General features: G+C 59.8%; 13 protein-coding genes and 1 pseudogene. 9 read left to right on the forward strand and 5 right to left on the reverse strand.

What is annotated here, in order from left to right; genetic code table 11:
* Nucleotides 1-94 precede the first annotated feature (94 nt).
* From KB890_RS18920 to KB890_RS18940, 5 genes and pseudogenes are all read right to left on the reverse strand, one after another.
* The gene (locus KB890_RS18920; protein WP_002915975.1) at nt 95-1135 is read right to left on the reverse strand and encodes an NADP(H)-dependent aldo-keto reductase; all 1041 of its coding nucleotides are present in this window, start codon (nt 1133-1135) and stop codon (nt 95-97) included.
* A gap of 220 nt (nt 1136-1355) precedes the next feature.
* Nucleotides 1356-1574 carry a YgdI/YgdR family lipoprotein gene (locus KB890_RS18925; RefSeq protein ID WP_002915974.1) on the reverse strand — a complete coding sequence of 73 codons (219 nt, stop codon included), beginning with the start codon at nt 1572-1574 and terminating at the stop codon, nt 1356-1358.
* Between the two features lie 123 nt (nt 1575-1697).
* Nucleotides 1698-2411, reverse strand: a complete 714-nt coding sequence (locus tag KB890_RS18930; RefSeq protein WP_002915973.1) for a TerC family protein — start codon at nt 2409-2411, stop codon at nt 1698-1700.
* A 63-nt stretch (nt 2412-2474) separates the two neighbouring features.
* The gene (mutH, locus tag KB890_RS18935; RefSeq protein ID WP_004143967.1) at nt 2475-3170 is read right to left on the reverse strand and encodes a DNA mismatch repair endonuclease MutH; all 696 of its coding nucleotides are present in this window, start codon (nt 3168-3170) and stop codon (nt 2475-2477) included.
* An 88-nt stretch (nt 3171-3258) separates the two neighbouring features.
* Nucleotides 3259-3399: pseudogene (locus KB890_RS18940) on the reverse strand (hypothetical protein); the annotation flags it as partial.
* Nucleotides 3400-3852: 453 nt separating this feature from the next.
* Between KB890_RS18940 and rppH the strand changes: the two are divergent.
* From rppH to recC, 9 genes are all read left to right on the forward strand, one after another.
* Nucleotides 3853-4383, forward strand: a complete 531-nt coding sequence (gene rppH, locus KB890_RS18945; RefSeq protein ID WP_002915936.1) for an RNA pyrophosphohydrolase — start codon at nt 3853-3855, stop codon at nt 4381-4383.
* Between the two features lie 12 nt (nt 4384-4395).
* Nucleotides 4396-6642, forward strand: coding sequence for a phosphoenolpyruvate--protein phosphotransferase (gene ptsP / locus KB890_RS18950; RefSeq protein WP_002915935.1), 2247 nt, complete (start codon nt 4396-4398; stop codon nt 6640-6642).
* Nucleotides 6643-6887: 245 nt separating this feature from the next.
* A complete protein-coding gene (gene lgt, locus KB890_RS18955) occupies nt 6888-7763 on the forward strand; it encodes a prolipoprotein diacylglyceryl transferase (protein ID WP_002915934.1) in 876 nt (291 codons plus the stop codon).
* Between the two features lie 6 nt (nt 7764-7769).
* Nucleotides 7770-8564: a thymidylate synthase gene (gene thyA, locus KB890_RS18960; protein WP_002915933.1), complete on the forward strand. Its 795-nt coding sequence runs from the start codon at nt 7770-7772 to the stop codon at nt 8562-8564.
* A 185-nt stretch (nt 8565-8749) separates the two neighbouring features.
* A complete protein-coding gene (locus KB890_RS18965; protein WP_002915932.1) occupies nt 8750-9301 on the forward strand; it encodes a prepilin peptidase-dependent protein in 552 nt (183 codons plus the stop codon).
* Nucleotides 9298-9855 (forward strand): prepilin peptidase-dependent protein, encoded by a 558-nt coding sequence (locus KB890_RS18970; RefSeq protein ID WP_004143963.1) that lies wholly within the window; start codon nt 9298-9300, stop codon nt 9853-9855. The genes KB890_RS18965 and KB890_RS18970 overlap by 4 nt, the downstream gene beginning before the upstream one ends.
* The gene (locus KB890_RS18975) at nt 9852-10259 is read left to right on the forward strand and encodes a DUF2509 family protein (RefSeq protein WP_004181182.1); all 408 of its coding nucleotides are present in this window, start codon (nt 9852-9854) and stop codon (nt 10257-10259) included. Before KB890_RS18970 ends, KB890_RS18975 begins: the two co-directional genes overlap by 4 nt.
* Entirely contained in the window at nt 10244-10567 is a 324-nt protein-coding gene (locus tag KB890_RS18980) for a prepilin-type N-terminal cleavage/methylation domain-containing protein (protein ID WP_002915888.1), read from the forward strand. The genes KB890_RS18975 and KB890_RS18980 overlap by 16 nt, the downstream gene beginning before the upstream one ends.
* 12 nt (nt 10568-10579) lie before the next feature.
* Nucleotides 10580-13957 (forward strand): exodeoxyribonuclease V subunit gamma, encoded by a 3378-nt coding sequence (recC, locus tag KB890_RS18985; protein ID WP_004149621.1) that lies wholly within the window; start codon nt 10580-10582, stop codon nt 13955-13957.
* Nucleotides 13958-13976 lie beyond the last annotated feature (19 nt).

Genomic DNA, 13976 nt, shown 5'->3' on the forward strand with positions numbered 1-13976 from the left:
CTTGCGCTGCGCTTGACTGGGCGATGGGTTCGCCAATATCTGCTCTTCGATAGCCCGGGTAAGGCGTATACGCCTTACCCGGGGCTTTGCTTTCTTACGGCGCCGGGTAGGTATAAACCTGATGCACCGCCTCAATCTCCGCTAATACCTCTTCGCTCAGCTCAAGCTGCAAACTTTCCACGTTGGCCTGCAGCTGCGTCATGGTCGTCGCCCCCAGCAGGGTGCTGGCGACAAACGGCTGCCGACGCACAAAGGCCAGCGCCATTTGCGCCGGATCGAGGCCGTGGCGTTTGGCGATATCCACATAGGCCGCTACCGCTTTCTGCGACTGCTCGCTGCTGTAGCGCGTAAAGCGGCTGAACAGCGTATTGCGCGCCCCCGCCGGCTTCGCACCGTTGAGATACTTGCCGGTCAGTGTGCCGAAAGCCAGGCAAGAGTAGGCCAGCAGCTCCACGCCTTCGAACTGACTCACTTCCGCGAGGCCGACTTCAAAGCTGCGGTTCAGCAGGCTGTAAGGATTCTGAATAGTCACGATCCGCGGGAGGTCGTGCTTATCCGCCAGGTGCAGATAACGCATCACGCCGAAGGCGGTTTCGTTCGACACGCCGATGTAGCGGATCTTCCCGGCGCGCTGGAACTCGGTCAGCGCTTCGAGGGTATCCAGCAGCGTCACGGCGGGCGCGGCGTCGGCCCAGGTATAGCCCAGCTTGCCAAAGCAGTTGGTTGGCCGCTGCGGCCAGTGAACCTGATATAAATCGAGATAATCGGTCTGCAGCCGCTTCAGGCTGGCGTGCAGCGCCTCGCGGATATTTTTGCGGTCCAGGACGTGATTGGGCCGAATGCTGCTGTCGTTATTGCGCGCGGGGCCGCTGACTTTCGAGGCGAGCACCAGCTTTTCGCGATTGCCGCGTTTCGCCAGCCAGTTGCCGACGTAGGTTTCAGTCAGCCCCTGGGTTTCCGGGCGCGGCGGGACCGGGTACATTTCGGCGACATCGATCAGGTTGATGCCGTTGGCAACCGCGTAATCGAGCTGCTGGTGGGCATCGGCCTCGCTATTCTGTTCGCCAAAAGTCATGGTTCCCAGCCCGAGGGTGCTGATTTCAAGAGAACTGTGTGGGATACGGTGATACTGCATAGCCAGCTTCCTTTTTATTTATAAGGTCAGGCATTCCCCGACAAAGGAGTATCAACATGGCAGAGGGTGAGAAAAAGAGGAAGTAAAAAATCAAAAAAGCCGGGTGACGAGGAGGGGCGGTGGGTGAAACCCGCGGCGTCCTGGTATATCCCGACTCTTCTCAAAAGACTGGTGGTCGGTAAGCGCAGCGTCAACAGAAGCTGGGGCCGACAGGGAAAGATTAACGCTTAATGATTTGCGAAACGTCGTCACGATTGATCTGCATTTTATTACCCTGCTGATCTTCGTAACTGATTAAACCGGTATCGTCATCCACGGTAGGTTTACCGTCGGTCAGGATCATTCGCCCATCTTTGGTCGCCATGACGTAATCGCTGCTGCAACCGGAAACCGAGAACGCCAGTCCTACGGCGGAAATCAATACTGCCCATTTCTTCATCGTCAACACCTCTTCAGTAGCTGCACCCCATACCCGTCTATTAATAGCCTGATTTGTGAGACATAAAAAGCAGTAAAGTCTGAAAAAGGGTTGCAGCCTGTGACCAGGCTGCAATTTTGTGGTTTACAGCGGGTTTTTCTTATTACGCAGCAGGTTAAGGCTCTCCACCGCGATAGAGAAGAACATGGCGAAATAGATGTATCCCTTCGGCACATGGACGTCGAAGCTTTCCAGCATCAGGGTAAAGCCGACGAGGATCAGAAACGACAGCGCCAGCATTTTCACCGAAGGATGACGGTCAACAAAATCGCCGATGGGTCGCGCGGCGAACATCATCACCCCCACCGCGATCACCACCGCCGCCATCATGATGAACAGATGATCCGACAGGCCGACGGCGGTGATCACTGAATCGAGGCTAAAGATGATATCCAGCAGCATGATCTGCACGATGGCGCCGAGGAAGGAGTGGACGTTGGTCTTCAGCCCCTCCTCTTCACCTTCGATAGATTCATGGATCTCTTTACTGGCTTTCCAGATAAGGAACAGCCCGCCGAGCAGCAAGATCAGATCGCGAAACGAGATCTCCTGACCGAAAACGGTAAAGAGCGGGTTGGTAAGCTTAACGACCCAGGCGATTGAGGCCAGCAGCGCCAGACGCATGACCATCGCGCCCATCAAACCGATCCGGCGCGCATGGGCGCGCTGGGCGGTGGGGAGCTTAGCCACGACCAGAGAGAGGAAAATAATATTATCGATCCCGAGTACGATCTCCAGCAGCGTCAATGTGCCCAGCGCCAGCCAGGCGTTAGGATCGGTTATCCATGCAAATAACATTGTTCAAAGTCCTGCAAAATAGAAAGCAGCAATTATATGCAACCCCCAACGCAGAACAAAAAATTAATCGTGTTGTAACAAGAAATGGCGGGCAAGCAGAGCGGCGGTAAAATTCTTTTTCAGATAGAAACCGCGCGGCAGCGTGAGGATTGTCTCCCCGCGGGCGCCGATGGCTTCGGTCAGCGCCTTGCTGTTGGCGGCTTTCGGTCTTAACTGCAGCACCTCGCCGTGGCGGGCGGTAATGCGCTCGACCTCACCGAGAACAATGAGATCCATCAGCTCTTCCCAGTCCATGCGCAGCTGGCGCTCCTCGTCTTCGTCCGGGCTCCACAGCAGCGGTGCGCCGACGCGCCGCGCCGCCAGCGGGATGGTGCGTTCACCCTCCACCGGGATCCACAGGACGCGCTGCAGCTTATGCCGTACATGGCTGCTCTCCCAGGTGACGCCGCTATTGCCGGTTAACGGGGCGACGCAGACGAAGGTGGTCTCCAGCGGGCGTCCCCGGCTGTCGATGGGGATCGTTTTGAGCTCGACCCCCAGCGCGGCGAAATCCTGCTCGGGTTTACTGCCTGCGCTGGCGCCCAGCCACAGCTCCAGCAGGATGCCCGTCCAGCCTTTATCGCGCTTCAGATCGCGCGGAATGGGGATCCCCGCCAGCGCCGCCAGCTCGCCCAGCGAATAGCCGGCCAGCTGGCGGGCCTGGGCCAACAGCTGTTCCTGACTTTGCGGCGGTGAGGCGAGCGGAGCGATAGCGGGCATAGGGCAATACCTTTGGTTAAAAAGTGAGCGCTAATTTTGCGCGTTGTGGATAGAGTTTACCGTTTTCTGAGTAACTATACCAATCCCATGATTTATATGGCTTTTTAAACTCATCATGCGGCTTATGAAAACGGTGTAAACGGGTTTTCCAGAACTGGTCACTGACAATAAACAGGATCTTACACCATGTTATCCACAGAAAAGTGGGATAACTGGGGAAAAGACTCACTACTGGTTCGATTTACAGCCTTGACGTGCGACGAAAATCGAATTTTTAGAGAAAATCTGCCGGTGGCCTGCGCGTAATCTGTGGATAAAATCGACATTGCTCGATCTTTCATCAGTCGGCGGATCGCATGTGTGATGATCGTCACGTTATGCTGTAATGTGTGAAAGGAATATATTCTAACTTTATGAATATGATACTATTATTTTCAGATGCTAGCGATGCGATGTTCGGATTACTCTGGGTTTTCCCGGGTTAATTCCGTACTTCTTCACAACTCTATCCACAGAAAAAGTGAATAAAATCGGCTGTCACGCGCTTTCATTGTTTATAACTCTGGCAATTACTGTGAGTTATTCAAATGTTATCCGTTCTCAGTGTGCGAACAGAGTGGTTTACCGTTTCCGGCGAGTGTGAAACAATCATTCACATTGAAGCTTATCTTGAGGTAGTCCGGTGATTGATGACGATGGCTACCGCCCAAATGTCGGTATTGTAATCTGTAATCGTCAGGGCCAGGTGATGTGGGCCCGGCGCTATGGTCAGCACTCGTGGCAGTTCCCGCAAGGGGGCATTAATCCAGGAGAATCCGCAGAGCAGGCGATGTATCGGGAATTGTTTGAAGAGGTCGGGTTAAGCCGTAAAGATGTGCGGATCCTGGCCTCAACCCGTAACTGGCTGCGTTACAAGTTGCCTAAACGTTTGGTGCGTTGGGACACAAAGCCGGTTTGTATCGGCCAGAAACAAAAGTGGTTTCTTTTGCAGTTGATCGGCAACGATGCGGACATCAATATGCAAACCAGCAGTACACCTGAATTTGATGGTTGGCGCTGGGTGAGTTACTGGTACCCGGTTCGCCAGGTGGTGTCGTTTAAGCGCGACGTCTACCGCCGGGTGATGAAAGAGTTCGCCAGCGTGACCATGTCGCTGGCGGAGAGCGCACCTAAGCCGCAAAACGCGCCTGCTTATCGACGTAAAAGAGGTTAAGCCACGCACATTATGCTCACTCGGTTGCGAGAAATAGTCGAGAAGGTCGCGAGCGCGCCGCGTTTAAACGAGGCGCTGGATATTCTGGTGACGGATGTCTGCCAGGCGATGGAGACGGAAGTCTGCTCGGTTTACCTGGCTGACAATGACCGACGCTGCTATTACCTGATGGCCACCCGCGGGTTAAAAAAACCTCGCGGGCGCACCGTTGCGCTGGCGTTCGATGAAGGCCTGGTGGGGCTGGTTGGCCGCCTGGCGGAACCCATCAACCTCGCCGATGCGCAAAAACACCCCAGCTTCAAATATATCCCCGCCGTCAAAGAGGACCGCTTCCGCGCCTTCCTTGGCGTGCCGATCATTCAGCGCCGCCAGCTGCTGGGCGTGCTGGTGGTCCAGCAGCGCGAGCTGCGTCAGTTTGATGAAAGCGAAGAGTCTTTCCTCGTCACCCTCGCCACCCAGATGGCGGCGATCCTCTCCCAGTCCCAGCTGAACGCCCTGTTCGGCCAGTATCGTCAAACGCGCATTCGCGCTCTGCCGGCCTCTTCCGGGGTGGCGATCGCCGAGGGCTGGATGGACGTCAGCCTGCCGCTGATGGAGCAGGTGTATGAAGCCTCGACGCTGGACACCGCCTCGGAACGCGAACGCCTGACCGGTGCGCTGGAAGAGGCGGCCAACGAGTTTCGTCGCTACAGCAAACGCTATGCTGCCGGGGCGCAAAAAGAGACGGCGGCGATCTTCGATCTCTACTCGCACCTGCTCTCCGACGCCCGCCTGCGTCGCGAGCTGTTTGCCGAAGTTGACAAAGGCGCCGTCGCCGAGTGGGCCGTCAAAAAGATCATTGAGAAGTTCGCCGAACAGTTTGCCGCGCTGAGCGACGGCTATTTGAAAGAGCGGGCCGGCGATCTGCGTACCCTGGGCCAGCGTCTGCTGTTCCATCTCGACGACAGTATTCAGGGGCCCAACACCTGGCCGGCGCGCATTATCCTCGTGGCGGACGAGCTGTCGGCCACCACCCTCGCCGAAGTGCCGCAGGATCGCCTGGCCGGCGTGGTGGTGCGCGATGGCGCCGCCAACTCCCATGCCGCTATTATGGTGCGGGCCCTCGGCATCCCAACGGTGATGGGCGCCGATATTCAGCCCTCGCTGCTGCATGGCCATACGCTGATTGTCGATGGCTATCGCGGTGAACTGCTGGTGGATCCTGAACCTGTCCTGTTGCAGGAGTATCAGCGCCTTATCAGCGAAGAGAACGAACTCAGCCGCCTGGCGGAGGACGATCTCCAGCGCGCGTCGGAGCTGAAAAGCGGCGAGCGGGTGAAAGTCATGCTTAACGCCGGCTTAAGCCCGGAGCACGAAGAGAAGCTCGGCAGCTTTGTTGACGGCATTGGCCTCTACCGCACCGAAATTCCCTTTATGCTGCAGAGCGGCTTCCCCTCAGAAGAGGAGCAGGTCGCCCAGTATCAGGGCATGCTGCAGATGTTTAACAGCAAACCGGTGACCCTGCGTACCCTGGACATCGGCGCGGATAAACAGCTGCCGTATATGCCGATCAGCGAAGAGAACCCGTGCCTCGGCTGGCGCGGGATCCGCATCACCCTCGATCAGCCGGAGATCTTTTTGATCCAGGTGCGGGCGATGCTGCGCGCCAACGCCGCCACCGGCAACCTCAGCATTTTGCTGCCGATGGTGACCAGTCTGGAGGAGGTGGATGAGGCCCGTCGGCTGATCGATCGCGCCAGCCGGGAAGTGGAAGAGATGATCGGCTACGCCATCCCACGTCCGCGCCTGGGGGTGATGCTGGAGGTCCCGTCGATGGTCTTTATGCTGCCGCAGCTGGCCAGCCGGATCGATTTTATCTCAGTAGGGACGAACGACCTGACCCAGTACCTGCTGGCCGTCGACCGCAACAATACCCGGGTCGCCAGCATGTATGACAGCCTGCATCCTGCGGTATTGCGTGCGCTGGCGATGATCGCCCATGACGCGGAGCGCTTTGGCATCGATCTGCGCCTGTGCGGCGAGATGGCGGGCGACCCGATGTGCGTGACGATCCTTATCGGCCTCGGTTACCGCCATCTGTCGATGAACGGCCGCTCGGTGGCGAGGGTGAAGTATCTGCTGCGCCGCATTGATATCGAAGAGGCGCAGGAGCTGTCGCGTCGCAGCCTCGATGCGCAGATGACCGCCGAGGTGCGCCATCAGGTGGCGGCCTTTATGGAGCGTCGCGGTCTCGGCGGCCTGATCCGCGGCGGGCGGTAGCGCCAGCCCGGGTGAGGCGTAAGCCGTAACCCGGGGATCCTCTGCTCGCACCCTCCGGCAAAGTAGGGGACCGCCGGGAAAACGGCATTCTGTTAGCATCCGTATACATATCTTTTACACGTTCGGCGCGGATCGCTCTTGTGGCTTATGCTATGATTCGCCTCCTTCGGCGTGCCCGTTTTGTTCGGGTATGGATCATCACCGCTGTCCACTTTCGGCGGAATAACAAGTCTTTATGGTGACAGATGAATAGTGGCTACCTGCATTTTCCGGAGTTCGATCCGGTCATTTTTTCTCTAGGCCCGGTCTCCCTCCACTGGTACGGTTTGATGTACCTGGTGGGCTTTGTCTTTGCGATGTGGCTGGCCACCCGTCGGGCGAATCGTCCGGGCAGCGGCTGGACGAAAAATGAAGTGGAAAACCTGCTCTACGCGGGCTTCCTCGGCGTCTTCCTGGGCGGTCGTATCGGCTACGTGCTGTTTTACAACCTGCCGGTATTTCTTGCCGATCCGCTGTATCTGTTCCGCGTCTGGGACGGCGGCATGTCGTTCCACGGCGGCCTGATCGGCGTGATCCTGGTGATGATTATCTTCGCCAGACGCACCAAACGCACCTTCTTCCAAGTCTCCGATTTTATCGCGCCGCTGATCCCGTTTGGTCTTGGCGCCGGGCGTCTGGGCAACTTTATCAACGGCGAGCTGTGGGGCCGCGTAGACCCGAGCTTCCACTACACGATGATTTTCCCGGGCTCCCGTGCCGAAGACCTGGCGCTGCTGCCGACGCATCCGGAATGGCAATCGCTGTTCGATACCTACGGCGCGCTGCCGCGTCACGCGTCGCAGCTGTACGAGCTGGCGCTGGAAGGCGTGGTACTGTTCCTGATCCTCAACCTGTTTATCCGTAAACCGCGCCCGACCGGCTCCGTTTCCGGTCTGTTCCTGATTGGCTACGGCCTGTTCCGCATCATCGTGGAATTCTTCCGCCAGCCCGACGCCCAGTTCACCGGCGGCTGGGTGCAGTACATCAGCATGGGGCAGATTCTTTCGATCCCGATGGTGCTTGCGGGTATCATTATGATGGTTTGGGCTTACCGCCACCGTCCGCAGCAACAGAATTCTTGAGGAACCATGAAACAGTATCTTGATTTGATGCAGAAAGTGCTCACCGAGGGCACGCCAAAAAATGACCGCACCGGCACTGGCACGATCTCCATTTTCGGCCATCAGATGCGTTTTAACCTGCAGGAAGGCTTCCCGCTGGTGACCACCAAGCGCTGTCATTTACGCTCCATCATCCATGAACTGCTGTGGTTCCTGCAGGGCGACACCAACATCGCCTATCTGCACGAGAACAACGTCACCATCTGGGACGAGTGGGCGGATGAGAATGGCGACCTGGGGCCGGTCTACGGCAAACAGTGGCGTTCCTGGCCTGCGCCGGATGGCCGCCATATCGACCAGATCAGCACGGTGATGAACCAGCTGAAAAACGACCCGGACTCCCGCCGGATCATCGTCTCGGCATGGAACGTCGGCGAGCTGGATAAAATGGCGCTGGCGCCGTGCCACGCCTTCTTCCAGTTCTACGTCGCCGACGGCAAGCTCTCCTGCCAGCTGTATCAGCGTTCCTGCGATGTGTTCCTCGGCCTGCCGTTCAATATCGCCAGCTATGCGCTGCTGGTGCATATGGTGGCGCAGCAGTGCGATCTGCAGGTCGGTGATTTCGTCTGGACCGGCGGAGACACCCATCTGTACAGCAACCATCTTGAGCAGACCAACCTGCAGCTAAGCCGCGAACCGCGTCCGCTGCCGAAGCTGGTCATCAAACGCAAGCCGGCGTCGATCTTCGACTACCGCTTTGAAGACTTCGAGATTGAAGGTTACGATCCGCACCCGGGCATTAAAGCGCCGGTGGCGATTTAACCCCCAGCAGAGATAACCAACCGGCGCTCGATGGCGCCGGTTTTTTTATGCCCTTCGCACCACCCGATGGGAGCGCTTTCCGTTACCACCGGGAGAAGGTTGTTTTCACCTGCCCCCCAGGCCACAGGTGGTTGCGGTGGGCGAAGTTGGGTAGACGTTCGCAAAAAAATGTTCTTCTGTCGAGTATGCAAAGCTTTTTTGCGTATCTGGCCGGGAAAGCTATTTTCCGTCGTCGCGCCAGGGCTAATCGCCGCGGCATACTCGACGCCATGAACAGAGAACATGGCTACACCCTGATGGAAACCCTGGTAACGCTGACACTGATGATGATCCTCAGCGTCGGCGGCCTGTACGGCTGGCAGCGCTGGCAGCAGCAGCAACGACTGTGGCAAACCGCCGTCCAGGTGCGGGATTTTCTGCTCTTTCTGCGCGATGACGCCAACGCCTACAACCGGGACCGCGTGCTTCGCGTCGGCCAGGACGAAGTGGGCTGGTGCCTGAGCGCGGAGGGGGAGGGGCCTGACTGCGCCTCGGGGACATCCTTCACGCTGCGCCCGCGCTGGCCGGGGATCACGCTGGCTGGCGTTACGCCTGGTCTGGGGTTTTATGGTCTGCGCAGCACCGCCTGGGCGGGGAATCTGCGGCTGCAGAGCGCGGCCGGCAGCTGGAGCATTGTGATCTCACACTGGGGGCGGATTCGTTTATGCCGCAGCGACAGCGCAGGAGGGTGTCAGTGAGCCGCCGCGGATTTTCCCTGGCGGAGGCGCTTATCGCCATGGCCATCGGCTCGCTGCTGCTGATGGGGGCCTGCCGCTTTCTGCCTGCCCTGCAGCGTCATATTCTGCGCCAGGGCGAACAGCTGGCCCTGGAGAACGAGCTGTGGCAGCGTGTGCATGCCGTGGGAAAACATCTGCAGCGCGCCGGGTACTGCCGGGGAGCGTGCGGCGGAGCCGGGCTGGAGCTAGCCGCTGGCGGGGAGTGTCTGATTGTGCGCTGGGATGCGAACAGCAACGGGAGATGGGAAACCTCCCCCGCGGCAGCGGCGGAGAGCACCGGCTTTCGCCTGCGCGACGGCGCGCTGGAGACCCTGCGCGGGGCCAGCGACTGCCGCGGCGGCGGATGGGAGAAAATCACCAACCCGGCCGCCATCGTGGTGACGCGCTTCTCGGTACAACGTCAGGTCACCCCGGGCTTCGCGCCGGAGCTGAGCGTGACGCTGGCGGCGCGCTCCGCGCAACAGACGGGCCTGACGAGCGAGGTTGAGCAGCGGGTGACGGGGTATAACCTGTGATCCGCCAGCGTGGAATGTCGTCGCTGCTGATGGTGCTCCTGTTGCTGACCCTCGGCAGCCTGTTACTCGAGGGGCTTAACCTGCAGCAGCGGGCGCTGCTGGCGCAAACCGCCAGCGAAACGCAGGCGATCCGCGATACGGCGATAGCCCATTCCGCGCTGCAGTGGGGAAAACAGCAGGTCTGGTCGGCGCAGGTGGCGCTGGCCTGCCGGGAGCAGGCGCCGCAGGGCTGGCGCGCCTGTCTGCGTATCTTCGGCGACGGTTCACTGGTGCTCAGCAGCGCCAGCGGCGAGGTGCAGGTCTGGCAGTCCGGCGAGGTGCGCGGCGGGCAGGTGCGTTTTTCCGCCCACGGCTGGAGCGATTTTTGCCCGCTCAGGGAGGCGAGCTTATGTCAAATGCCCTGAAGCGTCAGCGGGGGTTTAGCCTGCCGGAGACCGTGCTGGCGATGGCGCTGATGGTGCTGACGGTCACCGCGCTGGGCGGCTATCAGCGCGGAATGGCGCAAGGAATTGTCCAGTTGAACCAGACCCGTCAACTGTGGCGCGACGCGTGGCGCTATAGCCAGCTCTCCGCGCCGCCGTCGCCGGCACGCGGGCAGGTAAGCCGTATGCAGACATCGAGGCAAAGATGTGTCAGCATCACGGTAACGATCAGTAGACCCGTTGCAAAGCGGGTGCAGATGACCCGGCTGCATTGCCCGGTCAGCCAGTAGTCAGGAGCAATTATGTTAAGGGTATACCACTCAAACCGGCTGGATGTTCTCGAGGCGTTGATGGAGTTTATCGTCGAGCGCCAGCGGCTGGATGACCCTTTTCAGGCCGAAATGGTGCTGGTGCAGAGTACCGGCATGGCGCAGTGGCTGCAGATGACCCTGGCCGCGCGCTTCGGGATTGCCGCCAATATCGAGTTCCCGCTGCCGGCGAGCTTTATCTGGGATATGTTCGTGCGCGTCCTGAAAGATATTCCTGGCGAAAGCGCCTTCAGCAAGCAGAGCATGAGCTGGAAGCTGATGACCCTCCTGCCGCAGCACCTGGAGGAAGACGATTTTATCCTGCTGCGCCAGTATCTGAGTGATGACGGCGACAAGCGCAAGCTGTTTCAGCTGGCCGCCCGGGTGGCGGACCTCTATGACCAGTACCTCGTCTATCGCCCGGAGTGGCTGATGCGCTGGGAGGCCGGCCAGCGGGTGGAAGGTCTCGGCGATGCCCAGCAGTGGCAGGCGCCGCTGTGGCAGGCGCTGGTGAGCTACACCGCCGAGCTGGGGCAGCCGCAGTGGCACCGCGCCAATCTCTACCAGCGCTTTATCAGTACCCTGGAAAAAGCGGACGAACCGCCCGCCGGGCTGCCGTCGCGCGTCTTCATCTGCGGGATTTCCGCGCTGCCGCCGGTCTATCTTCAGGCGCTGCAGGCGCTGGGTAAGCATGTCGATGTCTATGTCTTGTTTACCAACCCCTGCCGCTACTACTGGGGAGACATTAAGGATCCGGCGTTCCTGGCGAAGCTGCTGTCGCGCCAGCGGCGCCATCACCGCGAGGCGCGCGCGCTACCCCTGTTTCGCGACACCGAGCAGGCGCCGGGGTTGTTTAATGACGCCGGGGAACAGGATGTCGGCAACCCGTTGCTCGCCTCCTGGGGGAAACTGGGGCGCGACTATATCTACCTGTTGGCGGGGCTGGAGCGCTATGAGGAGCTGGACGCTTTTGTCGACATCGCCCCCGATAACCTGTTGCATAACCTGCAGTCGGATATCCTTGAACTACGCAACGCGGCGGTGGCTGGGCAGAGCGCAGAGGCATTCGCCCACAGTCGCGACAAACGTCCGCTGACGCTGGATGACCGCAGTCTGAGCATTCACGTCTGCCACAGTCCGCAGCGCGAAGTGGAGGTTCTGCACGATAGGCTACTGGCGATGCTGGAGGCGGATCCGACGCTCACGCCGCGGGATATCATCGTCATGGTGGCGGATATCGACAGCTACAGCCCCTATATACAGGCGGTGTTTGGCGCCGCCAGCGGCGATCGCTGGCTGCCGTGGGCGATCTCCGACCGTCGCGCCCGAGAGTCGCACCCGGTGCTGCAGGCGTTTATCACGCTGCTCTCGCTGCCGGACAGCCGCTTCGCCAGTGAAGATGTGCTGGCGCTGCTGGACGTCCCGGTGCTGGCGGCGCGCTTTAATATCACGGAAGAAGGGCTGCGCTATCTGCGCCAGTGGGTGAACGAGTCCGGCGTCCGCTGGGGAATGGATGACGACAACGTCCGTGAGCTGGACCTGCCGGCGACCGGGCAGCATACCTGGCGGTTCGGCCTCACCCGCATGCTGTTGGGCTACGCGATGGACAGCCGCGAGGGAGAATGGCAGTCGGTGCTGCCGTATGACGAATCCAGCGGTTTGATCGCCGAGCTGGTGGGCAACCTCGCGTCGCTGCTGATGCAGCTTAATCTGTGGCGACGCGGCCTGGCCCAGCAGCGGCCGCTGGCGGAGTGGCTGCCGGTCTGTCGCGATCTGCTGAATGACTTTTTCCTGCCGGACAGCGAGACCGAAGCGGCGCTGGCGCTGATAGAGCAGCAGTGGCTGGCGGTTATTGATAGCGGTCTGGAGGCGCAGTATGGCGAGCAGGTGCCGCTGACGCTGCTGCGCGATGAGCTGGCCCAGCGCCTCGATCAGCAGCGGATCAGCCAGCGCTTTCTTGCCGGCCCGGTCAATATCTGTACCCTGATGCCGATGCGTTCGATCCCCTTTAAGGTGGTGTGCCTGCTGGGGATGAATGACGGGGTTTATCCGCGCACGCTACCGCCGCTGGGCTTTGATTTAATGAGCCAGAAGCCGCAGCGCGGCGACCGCAGCCGGCGCGATGATGACCGCTATCTGTTCCTCGAAGCGCTGATGTCCGCCGAGCAGACGCTGTATATCAGCTATATCGGCCGTTCGATACAGGACAACAGCGAGCGTTTTCCTTCGGTGCTGGTGCAGGAGCTGGTGGATTATATCGGCCAGAGCCACTGTCTCGCCGGTGACGAAGAGCTTGACTGCGACGCCAGCGAAGCGCGGGTTAAAGCCCACATCACCCATCTGCATACGCGCATGCCGTTCGACGTAGCCAATTTCCAGGAAGACGAGAACAAGAGCTACGCTCGTGAATGGCTGGCGGCCGCCGGCCAGCAGGGAGAGGCGCATAGCGATTTTATACAGCCGCTCACCGCGCCGCCGATTGACAGCCTGCCGTTCGATCAGCTCCTGCGCTTCTGGCAGCACCCGGTACGCGCGTTCTTTCAGCAGCGTTTGCGGGTCAATTTCCGCGCCGAAGAGGACGATATTCCAGACGACGAGCCGTTCACTCTTGAAGGGCTGAGCCGTTATCAACTGAATCAGCAACTGCTCAATACGCTTATTGAGGAGCAGGACGTCTCGGCTATGTTCCGCCGCTTTCGCGCCGCCGGCGAGCTGCCGTATGGCGCCTTTGGCGAGCTGGTCTGGGAGACGCAGCGCCTGGAGATGCAGGCGCTGGCCGAGCGGGTGATGGCCGAGCGCCAGCAGGCGCAGAGCATGGAGATCGATCTGCAGTGCGGCGGCGTGAACCTGACCGGCTGGCTGCAGCAGGTGCAGCCGGACGGTCTGCTGCGCTGGCGGCCTTCGCTGCTGAGCGTCTCCCAGGGGATGCAACTTTGGCTGGAACACCTTGTCTACTGCGCCAGCGGCGGCACCGGCGAGAGCCGGCTGTTTGTGCGGAAAGAGGGAGAGTGGCGCTTTCCGGCGCTGGCGCCCGCCGAGGCGCAGGCGTACCTTAACGAGCTGGTGGATGGCTATTTGCTGGGGATGTCGCAGCCGCTGCTGCTGCTGCCGGAAAGCGGTGGTGCCTGGCTGAAAGCCTGTTACGACGCCGAAAAGGATGTCATCTTAATGGACGAAGAGACGCAGCAGAAAGCGCGGAGCAAATTCCTGCAGACCTACGAAGGGAACATGGTGGTCAGCGGGGAGGGCGCCGATATCTGGTATCAACGCCTGTGGCGTTCGCTGGAGCCGGCGCATTACGAAGAAATCATTGCCCAGACGCAGCGTTATCTGTTACCGCTATATCGTTACCATCGGTCCACACAAATTTAAATAGTATAAAAATTGCGCA

Origin of the sequence: Klebsiella sp. P1954 (assembly GCF_018199955.1) — a bacterium.
GTDB lineage: Bacteria > Pseudomonadota > Gammaproteobacteria > Enterobacterales > Enterobacteriaceae > Klebsiella > Klebsiella pneumoniae.

What these genes read in the sequence shown, in the direction of transcription:
- KB890_RS18920 (WP_002915975.1), bottom strand. Translation starts at nt 1,135, where the DNA reads ATGCAGTATCACCGTATCCCACACAGTTCTCTTGAAATCAGCACCCTC.
- KB890_RS18925 (WP_002915974.1), bottom strand. Translation starts at nt 1,574, where the DNA reads ATGAAGAAATGGGCAGTATTGATTTCCGCCGTAGGACTGGCGTTCTCG.
- KB890_RS18930 (WP_002915973.1), bottom strand. Translation starts at nt 2,411, where the DNA reads ATGTTATTTGCATGGATAACCGATCCTAACGCCTGGCTGGCGCTGGGC.
- mutH (WP_004143967.1), bottom strand. Translation starts at nt 3,170, where the DNA reads ATGCCCGCTATCGCTCCGCTCGCCTCACCGCCGCAAAGTCAGGAACAG.
- ptsP (WP_002915935.1), top strand. Translation starts at nt 4,396, where the DNA reads ATGCTCACTCGGTTGCGAGAAATAGTCGAGAAGGTCGCGAGCGCGCCG.
- lgt (WP_002915934.1), top strand. Translation starts at nt 6,888, where the DNA reads ATGAATAGTGGCTACCTGCATTTTCCGGAGTTCGATCCGGTCATTTTT.
- thyA (WP_002915933.1), top strand. Translation starts at nt 7,770, where the DNA reads ATGAAACAGTATCTTGATTTGATGCAGAAAGTGCTCACCGAGGGCACG.
- KB890_RS18965 (WP_002915932.1), top strand. Translation starts at nt 8,750, where the DNA reads ATGCAAAGCTTTTTTGCGTATCTGGCCGGGAAAGCTATTTTCCGTCGT.
- KB890_RS18980 (WP_002915888.1), top strand. Translation starts at nt 10,244, where the DNA reads ATGTCAAATGCCCTGAAGCGTCAGCGGGGGTTTAGCCTGCCGGAGACC.
- recC (WP_004149621.1), top strand. Translation starts at nt 10,580, where the DNA reads ATGTTAAGGGTATACCACTCAAACCGGCTGGATGTTCTCGAGGCGTTG.